Raw genomic sequence first — 11,197 nt, forward strand, 5'->3', positions numbered from 1 at the left:
GGAAGAAGCGCTTTGTTGCCCACGGACTTGCCGGTCTGCATGATGAAGCCCGTCCAGGCCGGCCTCGCACGCATGATGATGAAGCAGTCGCGGAATTGCTTGCGAGGATGCTGCATGAGAAGCCGGATGGGGCAACGCACTGGAGCGTGCGCTCCGCTGCTGCGCAGACAGGGATTTCGAAGAGTTCGGTGGCCCGATATCTGTCGTTGTTCGCCGCGCTCAATACGGCAACGGGTGAAGTTATTGCGCAATGTAAGCCGCGCCACCGACATCAGGAATTCCTGGCGTTTCTCAGGCATGTGGATCAGGCGGTGCCTGCCGATCTCGATGTGCATCTGATCGTCGACAACTATGCGACACACAAGCATCCCAAGGTCAGGGCGTGGCTGGCCAGGCATACGCGCTACTACATACACTTCACGCCGACTTACTCAAGCTGGCTGAATCAGGTTGAACGCTGGTTTGGCCTGATTACACAGCAGGCGATCCGTCGAGGGTCGTTCAAGAACGTGCGGCAACTCATCACCAGCGAGCGATATATCGAGCAGTACAACCAACACGGCCGGCCGTTCGTGTGGACCGAGACCGCCGATTCAATTCCAGAAAGTGGCTCGGCTATGCAAAATTATTTCTGGGACAGAACACTGGATCCCGACATTGATCTGCCGAAAATTTGGGCTGATGAAGCGGCGGAGTTTCGTACGGGAGTGGAAATGAAGTTTCCGAGGTTTAAGGTCAGTACCGATCAGCTGAAATCGGTGCAGGGACGCGGCGACCCAAGTCGCTTGCCATTCGACACCTCTTGCGAGTAATCGATAGGAAGACGAGCTTCTACGAGTCAAATCGCAAGACGGCGCGCTTCGCAGGCATCAAAGGACAGCTCGCAGGTCTCGGTGAAGACGCCCCGTACAGATTCCTCGCCGGCGGCAAGCGTACGGAGGCGACCCTTAATTCCGCAAACGGAGCGCTCAAGGGGGCGGTGTATAGCGATATCTCGATTGCAAAAGTCGTTTGGCAGCGTAGGGCCGCTGACCAGAGTGTGGCTCCCGTTGCAAGCGATGCAGGGGTCGTCTAAGTGGGCGTGTGGGAGCTTTAAACGTGGTCGTATCTCCGTCGGTCAGGGATGAGGGTAAAAGAATTGTGCCCGCAGGACTTGCACTCTGACACGATCTTTGGTGCAATTTTTGGCGCTTGCGTTCCTCAAAGCCCCACGCTACAAGGCTTTGCTGACTAGCCGAAGGAGTGCAAGGTGGTGGTATTTAAGGTTTTTCGATCAGATCGCCAGAAATTGCACCAAAAGTACGAATACCCAGCTTGCGCCGGGGTGAGGCCGTTGTTGAACACGATGCTCGAAAAGCCAGTTCGTGTCATCGGCAGCGGTTGGTCGATTTGGACGTCGGCATCCTTTGTCCCTAACCAGACGCATCATTCCGGAACTGGAATAGTTCGAGCCCGCTGACACGGGCTTTCAGGGATTCACCGAAGATTCGCATGCAACGAGGCGAAGGCGCGTCCGAGGTCAGACCTCGTCCCCAGCAAACACGCTGTGCTCGGCAAGCACGGTGTCCTTGTCGACGCACTGCACATGCCAGTGCCCTGCAACGACCGATCCGCTCTCGCATTCAGTGCAGCACCAGAGTGCCTCGCCTGATTCCCCCTCGAACGGGCCAGTTTGGGCTTCCACGGCGAGACCGTCGAGGATGAACAGGGGGCGCGCATTCTGCTGGTCGCACACCAGCGTGCCGCGAGCATCGACCCGCAGCTTTCCCCAGTCGGGGAATTGGAGACCGGCATGACCTTCGCGCGACCACTTGTGGGTGTCGTTGTCGAGCCAAAGGATCGCATAGGCATTCGGGTCAAGGCGGTCGAAGGTGCTGAGATGGAGCGTGATGCGCATGAATTTCTCCGGTCGTGTTCGTGGCTTCGTGACCCGCCACAGTAATCGACGGACATATCAACTGTAGGTGCAGCGGCAAGCTTGTGCATGCGTCAGGGTGTCGCTTGCTGCCGCTTTATACTTACTTGGGCGCCGGCACGGCGCTTCCGCGTCTACCGATTTAAATTCGGCAGGGCTCACGATTTCGATGTACTCCATGTCAGGCGCGTGTTCGAAACGGACGGCGCCTGATGCACGCAATCACCCGCTTCGACGAGCGTTTCCTTGTCGGTGTACACGAAGCTCGCCCCGACTTAGAGCATGCTGACGATATGAAAATCTGCTTCATGCGGGTGCCAGCCCGCGCCCGACTTTGGCGCAAGATTTGCCCTAATATTGCGCGACCACCTTGTGCCCCTGACGATTTCCAGATCACGATAGACAAAGAAATCGCGCAGCCCACCGCGCGTGAGTGACGTGTCCTGCGGCTTGACGTGAGAAAAACCAGTGGTGAGTCCGGTTTGCATGACAGGTCTCCCGAGTGCGATGGAAGAAGGGGCACTAGGTTTGGGAAGCACGACGTCTTCCAGCATCCAGAATTTGACTTGGCACGCGGTGATGGTTGCCCCTGTTTCCGGATTTGTGACAGACCTGGATCGACGTCACGCTATCCATCGGCCGGCTCGCATCGACGCCAGGCTTCTGGCTGACGTACACCGTTCCTGCGAGAGCCAGCCCTCGTGGCACGTTGACTCTTATGTGATACCTGATAAAAGTGCGCGAGAGTGCCCCGGTCAACGGCGGAGTATGAGCGCAGCGTCCGCCGTCCTTGCTGGTGCAAGCCGCTTCGGGCGGCATGTCGACTGCGCTCATTCAGATGGATTGTGCTGCCGGCTTCGTGGCCACGTCGCAACAATGACGAGGGTGCCGCGATCGCCGAGCGCCTCGGCGCCAACCGGATATTCCGCCACGCCGATCAGTTGCCGCGCCGCACTGATGCAGTCGTGACAACATCGGGGCCGTGACCTGGGCGGACAGCCTGAGGGCTGTCAAACGTGGCGGCGTCGTGATGATCAATGGGGTCACGAGCCGCCCTGCCGCGGAAACCGATCTGCTTCGCATCTTTATCGAGCAGGTCGACATACGTGGCACGCTCGACGTAGGACGCAATAAATTTGACACTACCCGTTCCCTGTAACCAAGAGCCAAAGCGCGCCCCTCGTGACGGTTTTATTTACCTTTGAATCGTAATAAAAGCGTCAATTCGCATAAGTCCGCATTAAATTCGTCACTTCGCCTCCTAAACTTCGAATCCCGACCGTAACACCTGCGCACGCGTCTTCGCGTGCCTGCCGGCGATGCATGACGAGTTCCTGCGCCAGTGCCGCTCGGTGGGCCTGACTGCAGCGGATTATCCGTTCAACATCGCGGGGCATGCGATCCGTTCCCTGTCGTGCCGGCTGAAGGCGGAAATGCTGCGCAGTTTTGGTACAGCCGCGCGCGCCGCCGGTGCATCGCACCTGAAAGGGGGGGCCGCGCTTTGATGACGACGTGAAGGTGCCGGCGACTCGTCCCTGTCAGGTCGTCGAATTCGACGGCCACCGGCTCGATATCTGCCCCAAGTCCGTGGTGCGCGATCCGCTGTGATTTGAACACGAATTCGAAATGGAACGTGTCTGGCTGCTGGTGATCATCGACGTGTACACGCGCGTCGTGCTGGGCTATCACATCGTGCTGGCGAGCGAGTACAGCCGCTACGATGTCATCAAGACCATCGAAAACGCGCTTGAGCCTCGTCGCGTGAAGGACTTCACGATCGCCGGACTCGGCTACGGTGCGCAAGAGGGTTTCGCGTCGCAGCGTATGCCGGAGCTCGCGTATGCCGTGTGGGAACGTATGAAGCTCGACAACGCAAAAGCGAACCTGGCCGACGACACGATCAGGGCACTTTGTGAATTCGTTGGGTGCCTTGTCGATGCGGGGCCGCGCCACAGCCCGGACGAGCGACCCTACATCGAGCGTTTTTTCGGGACCGTCGCAAGCCGCCTGTCGTCGCGCCTGCTAGGCTACACCGGCTCGCATCCGCGCGATCTGCGGCGGGCGCTGGCTGATCCGAAGGGTAGCCTGCGTTTGTATGTTTCCCTCGACGAGCTCGAGGAACTGGTCGAATACGCGATCGCGAGCTACAACGGCACGCCGCACCGTCCGGGCCGCACAACGCCACGCGAAGCGCGCCTGCGGTAGCGCCCCGGGCCCTGGATCCCGGCCACGCGCTTCGCAGTAGCTGGGCCCCGCGCCCCCTGCGCGCGCCGCACGTGCCCAGCCGCCTCCCCGCCCCCTGGCGGGTGCCGCGCCGGCCTAGGCGCCCGTCCTGCAGCAGTTCGAGTTTGCTCGCAGCTATGGCAGTCTTGACGAGTTTCTGGCGCAATCGAGCGCGGAGAAGGGGGGCCAGCGGGGTGGGAAACAACTGCCTGCTGGATACAGTTCTTCAGTTCGTGCGCAACATCAGGCGACAGCCCGGGGTGGAAACGGAGCAGACGAGGGAACTCGAGGCGCAGGCATTGCGAAGTGGGCTGATCGCGGATGGCCTGGCCGATGAGCATGACTTCATCGACATCTACGCGGCCGGGGACAGGCTCGCGCGCAGCCTTGACATACGCATCCAGACCATTGAGGTCGATCAGAGTGGGCGGGTCACAGCTCATCCGGTTCTTGGTCAGCAAGGCCGGCTTGTGCATATCCTCCATACGCCTGCTCACTTTCAGCCATTATGGCCGCGCCCGCCAGGATCATAAAAAATCTTGGACGGCAGTCATATTGCACCTCCTGCCATGGGCCATGAGGGCGTATTCCACGCCAAACCGAACGCTGACTCCACGCCTGCCCGAGCGCGAATTCCACGCGTAACCGAGCAGTAAGCTGGAGGGATGGCGACGCGGGATAACCGTAAGCGCTAAATTCACCACACCCGATGGAGAATCGTTCGCAACCGAGAGGCGAGCGTGGCCGCATCGCGGCGGCCTGGCATGGCCGACGATGTCCACGACTGCACTCGGGTATTGCGCGCCGACTTCATGGGTGGCGCGCAATTGGCCGATCAGTTCGCGCTCGTTTCGGCTTGCCGTTTCGCGTAGTTGAACGGCAGCAAATCGCTAATGTCGGCGTCCGGTGCTCGCTGTCACGGGGCGGCGTAATCGAGCCGGGGATGGGCGGCGTAATGGAGCCAGCGGAAGCGGGGGTAAAGCGCAGATTCGAACGGCTTCAAGAATGCCGTTTTTTGCCCGATTTGGCAACCGCGTTTTCACTGCTCGCCGGCATCGGTTTGGGCTTGCGGAAGCTCTCTCCCTCGATTACGACGCGATAGGCACCGTGTCGTAGCCGGTCCACATCACGGCGCCCAGAATGCGGTTGTCGGGGAACGCGTCGCCCCATTCACTCAGATCTAAATTTGACGTGACGGTCAAAGCCGCTCGCTCGTACCTGGCGGCGATCAGGTCGTGGAAGTCTTCGTCGTGGGGTGGGTGCAGCGGTTTGACTGCGAAGTCGTCGATGATGAGCAGCGGCACACGTACGAACTGCTGGAACTTACGCTCGTCCAGGTCTGTGGCGCGAGCTGCGTGCAGTTTCTTGAGCAGATCAGTCTGTGAGATGAACAACACGTCACGCCCTTGCCGGGCCGCGCAGTGGCCCAATGCCTGCGCCAGGTGTGACTTGCCGACGCCTGTTCCGCCGACCAGCAAGACACAGACCTTCTCGTCGATGGAGCGACCGGTAGCGAGATCGTGGATATAGGCTCGGTTGAGCTTGGGCCCCAGATCGAAGTTGAACGTCTCGAGCCGGCACGGGCAAGCCGCACGCCCAACTTCTTCGTGTCGCGTCGAGCGATCTCGTCATGCAGCAGCATTGCGAGGAACTCGGTGTAGGCAAGCTGCCCGTCAATGGCTTCGCGGTTGCGCTGCTCGAGCGAGTCAAGGATGCCCGAGAGGCGCAGCTGCTTGAGGATGGGGTTCAGTTCGGGACTCGGATTCATGGCTGGCTTAATGGATCAGAAGGGATTGAAGGTCGCGGCCGAATCGGCCACCATTCAGGTTGGTATCGGTGGGCGCCGTTGCGGTAGATGGCGCCGCAGCCTCGCTGTCGAGCCCCTTGTCGAGGATCGTCTTGATGGTGCGATAGTGGGGACCGGAGAACGCGAGCGCGCGCTCGCATGCGGGGTTCAGGCGCTCATCGCCCACCTTCTCGCGTAGGCGCACGATGCCCTTTGCGCCGCGCAGGTTTTCCAGCACCGTGTTGTTGAACATCGCGAGGATGACGGCGTGGCGGGCTGGCCCGATGTCCTTCGCGCGCGCGAGGCACCACTGGGGATCGTGCTTGAGCCAGGCCTGTGCCTCGGGCGGCTGGTGGTCGCGCACGGTGTGGCGGTCCCCCGGTTTGCGTAGCCGTGGATGGGTTGCGACGAGCTCGTGCCGGTGGAACGCCTGCACGACCGTGTCGGTGGCCTTGAGCCATAGCTGCTTGCCGACCAGCGTGAAGGGCACTGAGTACAGCGCCTTCTTGTAGACAACGTGGCCGTCCGTATACACCTTGACCTCGGACCACACGGCCAGTACTGGCGGCACATCGGGCAGGCGCGTGGGCAGCGGCCGCTCGATCGCAAAGCGCGTGAGCGGCCGCTCGTGCGTGGTGCCGTGATCGCGCACGCCGGCCTGCTGCAGGATCCGCTCGCGCAACTGACGGTTCGCGTCGGCCAGATCGCGGAACTCGCGTAGTGGTACGAAGGACTTCTTGGCGTACTTGACTCCGGATTCAACGATTCCCTTCTTGGCTGGGTCGTGCGGCGGACATGGTTCGATGCGGAAACCATACGTTTCGGCGACCCCCGCGTAGGAACGCTGGACTTCGGGGCTATGCATGCAGTGCCGGATGATCGCGCACTTGGCGTTGTCGATCGTCACCCGGGAAGGACAACCCCTGAACCATTCGAAGGCGCGGCGATGACAGGCCAGCCACGTCTCGACGGTCTGGTCAAGCACAACCTCGGCATACTGATACCGGGACCAGCACAGGGTCATGACGAAGATCCACGTCTTGAGCGGGATGCCGGACTCGTGCGTGAGCACGGGGCCGGCGCCGAAATCAACCTGGGTGGCTTCGGCGGGCGCGAATTCGAGGGTCGTCGTTGCCTTGACGACGCGTTCTGCCGCAAGCCGGCGCAGCATGCGCTTCACGGCGTCGTAACTGCCGGTATACCAACAGTGCCCCTTTCTCCCTTTCCCCGCCGCTCCAGATAGATTTTCCAACGTAGTTCCATGACCGTCTCCCCAGCGCCGCTCAACGGTCCAGTGTAGTCGTTGCCGTCGACTCCCGCCGGCCTCGTCCGCTCCCCCTAATTCAGCTAGCGCGATCAAGAGCGCGGGCGAGGGGGCACCATGGCGTCCTCTGACGAGATAGACAGCCGTGCCGCGAAGGTGGCGGCGGTGTTAGGTGTTGCGACCGCTCGGAGGGGGCCGCTGACTCGAGTTCAGTCTAAGCGCGCTGGACAGTTGCTTGACGTCCGGACAACTGCCTATCGGCTGCGGCAGCGATTTTTGGCGAACCCTGTGACGAGTGCTCTCGATCCGCAGCACCGTGGTCCGACGCCGGGCGGTCGCCGATTAAAGCTGCGTGTCGCGCGGCTCGATCGCGGACGCCTGAGGCGCGTTGGCCTTACACTCCGGCTTTGGTGCAATTTTAATAGCAGTGAGAAGCAGCGTGTTTGCGGCGACCTCATTGAGCAGAAAGAACTGCCTTCCAAATAGCGGGCGCATTTGTATCTTCGAGGCGCAGGTTCGTAAGGTCAAATTGCGCCTTCCGAATGCGATGCATCAACTCGATGCCCGAGATCGTGACGGTCGCGTTTCTGAAGCATTTGAAGCCGAGCATCGCGTTGACCCTGGACTTGATGTTGCGCTGATCTTGCTCGATCAGATCATTCAAGTATCTCAAGGACCGCAACGTCGCGTCTTTAGGCAAGGTCCCATCGGCATTCATTTCGCACACCGCGCGGTGAGGCGCGTAACCGTCCAGCGTGATCGTAGCCCGAGGGCGCCCCTGACTTCTGATCGTCTTCGCAAAGAACGCCTGGGCCGCAGCCACATTTCGCTTGGCGGGAGTCAAAGTCGATCGTTTTCCCGCCCGGTCAAGCCGCGGTAAAGATAGACACATTTGGCAGGGATCTTCACATAGGTCTCGTCGATTGACTGACCGGCTTTCAAGGCCAGCCGATTCCAGCGTTTGACGAATTCCGGCGTGAAGCGCTGGGCCCAGCGCATGATCGTCGTGTGCGACATCGACAGACACGCTTGGCAATCATTTCAGCGAGGTGAAGTCTGAGATTGTAACGCAGGTACCAGCGCACACAGAGGACAATAACTTCGCGAGCGAAGTGGCGCCCGTTGAGCAATCCGTCAATGTCTTTTAGCTTACGCATTGGCTCGTGCTCGTCAAAATCCCGAGCGTAACAGACCAGCGCACCCAAATTGCACCCTACCGTCGCGGAGAAGCGATCGCCGTGATAAAAGCAGTTCGGTATTTTGCATTGCAAGTTGTCACCCGACGCCGCTGTCAGCAACGTGACATTGCTGGAGCTACCGGCTGAAAGCCGATTTGGCGAAGCCATCAGCGCGCATATTTCTCGCACGCATGCATTCGTTACGTGGATCTGTGTTATCCAAACAATCGATTTTTAGTCGACATGGAAATGCCGCATAGTGCGTTCGGCGATGTACTGGGCGTCGCGAATGCAAATTTTCATGACCTGCCTGAACGCAATTGGCGTTGTCGACGCGAATATGGTTGTGTCGCGTTAGTGCCGGAACGCTAGAATGCGCGTCTGACGAACTGGTACTGACCCGATGAATAAGAAGGCACTGACGCCACGAACGGCCCTTGCCCCAGAAGTTGCGAAGGTTCTGAAGCGACTGCACCATCCGCTCGATGTCATGCTGCTGATGTGCGTGCCCTCGTATGTGGACTATGGACTGAGCCTGCGAAATCTGGAAAAGATGATGGCTGAGTGCGGCACCGATGTCGATCATTCAACCGTGCACCGGTGGGCGGTCAAGTTGCTGCCCGTTCGGGAAAAGCCATTTGGCGTCGCAAGCGCGAAGTCGTCAGGAGTTGGCGCGTGGATGAGACTGATATCAAGGTCAAAGGACAGTGGAAGTACTTGTACCGGGCCGTGGACAAAGCGGGAGACGCGATCGATTTCTGACAAGGCTGCCGCGAAGCGCCACTTTGAAAAATCGATCGAGCGCAACGGCGCACCCGAGGCGGAGACCGAACGACAAGAGTGGGGCAAATCTCGCTGCGTTTGAGTCTATCAACGCCGGGCGGGAGACGCCGATCAGTATCCGTCAGTCGAAGTATCTGAATAACATCGTCGAGCAGGACCACCGCGCGATCAAGCGCGGGACCCGCCCGATGCTCGGGTTTAAGAATCTCGTTGCGTCCGCATTCTCCTGGGTGGCATCGAAGTCATACACATGATCGTCAAGGGAAATTGAACGATGGCGGCGTTGGTGCAAACTCCCGCACAGCAGTTATGTTCGCTGGTTGGATAAGGAAATCCATACCATACCGGTCTTGGACGGCCTCTCGGTCTTACTGCGACAGAACCCGCCCGACCCCGGCATTGAATCAGCAAAGGGCGGAACGCGTGGCGGCGTCCCGATACAGCCTAACGACTTCGGACTGGAAGAGGTTATGAACCGGATGTCACGAGCGGCTAAGCGATCCAGTTCGCGTGCCGGTGAGCCGCTAACCGCGATCCCGCAAGACGGCCAATCTGGCCTGCGCGACTGGTCAGAGCTGGCGGCCGGGATCGAGCGGGGCCGCTACGACGGTATCGCACGATTTTTCCATTGGACATTTGCTGTCTGGATTATTTACGCCAGTGTAGCGGGTTACTCGCTCACCCGGGTCGCCAATGGACCTGTGCATGATTTCCTGTCGCGACTGAACATGTCGATAGCAACGGTTCTGATTGTGCTTTTTCCGCTGAGGGTGGGTTGGAAGCTGGTCAGAATCGCGCCACCTGCGCTGCCCGATGTGTCCGTCGAACAGCAACTACTGGCACGCGTAGTACATCTCTTGATTTACGTCATGATCTTTGCAGTGCTGGCGAGTGGCTTCCTGATGGTGCCGAATGGCTATCCGTTTTTCGGACTGGTTGAAATCCATACTCCGTTCCAGAAAGGCCCGCTAACCGACGAATTGTTCGCGGTGCATCGCGCAAGTTGCGCACTGCTGGTTGGACTGGTCATGTTGCACGTGGTAGCGGTAATCAAGCACCAACTGATCTCGCGTAACGACGTGCTGCGAAGGATGCTTTAAATACGGTTTGTCTTTCATGGTCGCTGCATTTTTCATTGATGCCTGTATCTGGGAAAAGACCCGCCGGTCAAGGTGGGCCAAAACATCGACCTCATGGAGGTTAGCACATCTTAAATTTTCCGCACGGCGTTGCCGCGCAGCATGGCATGGATTCGCGAAACGCGGCGCCATCAATGCGTATTTCACGGCACCCGAGCCTGGAATTAAGCCGCCATCGACAGGCACGCCCGAAAGACCCTTTTGAACCGGCCGAGTGCCGCCAGCGCATGCTCAGCGCCCTACGGCTGCTCAATCTCGCGCTGCTGGACCGGCTGGGCACCCGTCGCGAGCAGTTCGTTTCCAAGGCGTGCGCCTATTTGTTCAATTCTTCACACTCCAGCTCGAAGCCCTCAACGTCCCGCGACAGGTGTACTGGATTCCTTGCGTTAGAGAGCATCAACCAGCACGGCCGGTCAGCGACAACTATTTTGGCCGGTCAACGGGGTAGTTGTCGTTCGATATCAGCTCATATTTGACGTTTCTCCTTCGTAGTTGTCGTTGCGTGATCGTGTAGTTGACACACATCGTTACTGCGACAACGTTGTCGTGGTCAGGCAACTGGGCGCTGAACGGATTGGCAGGGTTGTCGTCGTGCAATTGACGCCGCAGTGCATTTTGTTTGTCGCCGGCCTTGCGGCGGCGGTAGCTTTCGACGTTGAGTTCGAAGGTCGTCGAGTGATGCACAAGCCGGTCGATGGCGGCGATGTCATGCCGGGGTCGGGGAGCACGTCATTCCAGTCCGAGAATGTTTCGTTTGCAGTTATCGGAAGACTTTTTCGCTCATACAGAGGTGGCCGCGCAAAATCAGACAGCGGGATAAGTGGAACGGCCGGGGCCTGAGCCAGCGATAATGCAGGCAAAGGAACCGAGGAAATGACGAAACGAACCCGACGCACGCACTCAGCGGCG

At 59.4% G+C, this 11,197-nt stretch carries 6 protein-coding genes and 6 pseudogenes; 5 read left to right on the plus strand and 7 right to left on the minus strand.

Features of this window, described 5'->3' with window-relative positions; all coding sequences use genetic code 11:
- Positions 1 to 645 (plus strand): annotated as a pseudogene (locus AB4Y43_RS39700) (IS630 family transposase); the annotation flags it as partial.
- Between the two features lie 874 nt (positions 646 to 1,519).
- On the opposite strand, the gene AB4Y43_RS39705 reads toward AB4Y43_RS39700, so the two are convergent.
- Entirely contained in the window at positions 1,520 to 1,897 is a 378-nt protein-coding gene (locus AB4Y43_RS39705; RefSeq protein WP_342922276.1) for a DUF3564 family protein, read from the minus strand.
- Positions 1,898 to 1,954: 57 nt separating this feature from the next.
- Positions 1,955 to 2,403: pseudogene (locus AB4Y43_RS39710) on the minus strand (cupin).
- An 800-nt stretch (positions 2,404 to 3,203) separates the two neighbouring features.
- On the opposite strand from AB4Y43_RS39710, the pseudogene AB4Y43_RS39715 reads away from it, so the two are divergent.
- Positions 3,204 to 4,078, plus strand: a pseudogene (locus tag AB4Y43_RS39715) (integrase); the annotation flags it as partial.
- A 254-nt stretch (positions 4,079 to 4,332) separates the two neighbouring features.
- The gene (locus AB4Y43_RS39720; RefSeq protein ID WP_069269191.1) at positions 4,333 to 4,671 is read left to right on the plus strand and encodes a hypothetical protein; all 339 of its coding nucleotides are present in this window, start codon (positions 4,333 to 4,335) and stop codon (positions 4,669 to 4,671) included.
- A 466-nt stretch (positions 4,672 to 5,137) separates the two neighbouring features.
- Here the strand turns inward: AB4Y43_RS39720 and istB are convergent.
- From istB to AB4Y43_RS39740, 4 genes and pseudogenes are all read right to left on the minus strand, one after another.
- Positions 5,138 to 5,906: pseudogene (gene istB / locus AB4Y43_RS39725) on the minus strand (IS21-like element helper ATPase IstB).
- A 7-nt stretch (positions 5,907 to 5,913) separates the two neighbouring features.
- Positions 5,914 to 7,125: pseudogene (gene istA / locus AB4Y43_RS39730) on the minus strand (IS21 family transposase); the annotation flags it as partial.
- A 517-nt stretch (positions 7,126 to 7,642) separates the two neighbouring features.
- On the minus strand, positions 7,643 to 8,032 hold the full coding sequence (locus AB4Y43_RS39735; RefSeq protein WP_368618927.1) for a DDE-type integrase/transposase/recombinase: 390 nt from the start codon (positions 8,030 to 8,032) through the stop codon (positions 7,643 to 7,645).
- Positions 8,029 to 8,205 carry a hypothetical protein gene (locus AB4Y43_RS39740; protein ID WP_342922278.1) on the minus strand — a complete coding sequence of 59 codons (177 nt, stop codon included), beginning with the start codon at positions 8,203 to 8,205 and terminating at the stop codon, positions 8,029 to 8,031. The genes AB4Y43_RS39735 and AB4Y43_RS39740 overlap by 4 nt, the downstream gene beginning before the upstream one ends.
- Positions 8,206 to 9,073: 868 nt before the next feature.
- Here AB4Y43_RS39740 and AB4Y43_RS39745 point away from each other — a divergent pair.
- Together AB4Y43_RS39745 and AB4Y43_RS39750 are read left to right on the plus strand one after the other, a co-directional pair.
- Positions 9,074 to 9,403, plus strand: a complete 330-nt coding sequence (locus AB4Y43_RS39745) for a DDE-type integrase/transposase/recombinase (RefSeq protein ID WP_368701700.1) — start codon at positions 9,074 to 9,076, stop codon at positions 9,401 to 9,403.
- Between the two features lie 66 nt (positions 9,404 to 9,469).
- Positions 9,470 to 10,249 (plus strand): cytochrome b, encoded by a 780-nt coding sequence (locus AB4Y43_RS39750; RefSeq protein ID WP_368618926.1) that lies wholly within the window; start codon positions 9,470 to 9,472, stop codon positions 10,247 to 10,249.
- Positions 10,250 to 10,897: 648 nt separating this feature from the next.
- Here the strand turns inward: AB4Y43_RS39750 and AB4Y43_RS39755 are convergent.
- A pseudogene (locus AB4Y43_RS39755) lies at positions 10,898 to 11,073 on the minus strand (ATP-binding protein); the annotation flags it as partial.
- Positions 11,074 to 11,197 lie beyond the last annotated feature (124 nt).

Origin of the sequence: Paraburkholderia sp. BR10872, assembly GCF_040965835.1 — a bacterium.
Lineage (GTDB): Bacteria > Pseudomonadota > Gammaproteobacteria > Burkholderiales > Burkholderiaceae > Paraburkholderia > Paraburkholderia nodosa_A.

Excerpts from the sequence above, each read along its gene's own strand:
- AB4Y43_RS39705 (WP_342922276.1), bottom strand. The coding sequence starts at position 1,897 with ATGCGCATCACGCTCCATCTCAGCACCTTCGACCGCCTTGACCCGAAT.
- AB4Y43_RS39740 (WP_342922278.1), bottom strand. The coding sequence starts at position 8,205 with ATGTCGCACACGACGATCATGCGCTGGGCCCAGCGCTTCACGCCGGAA.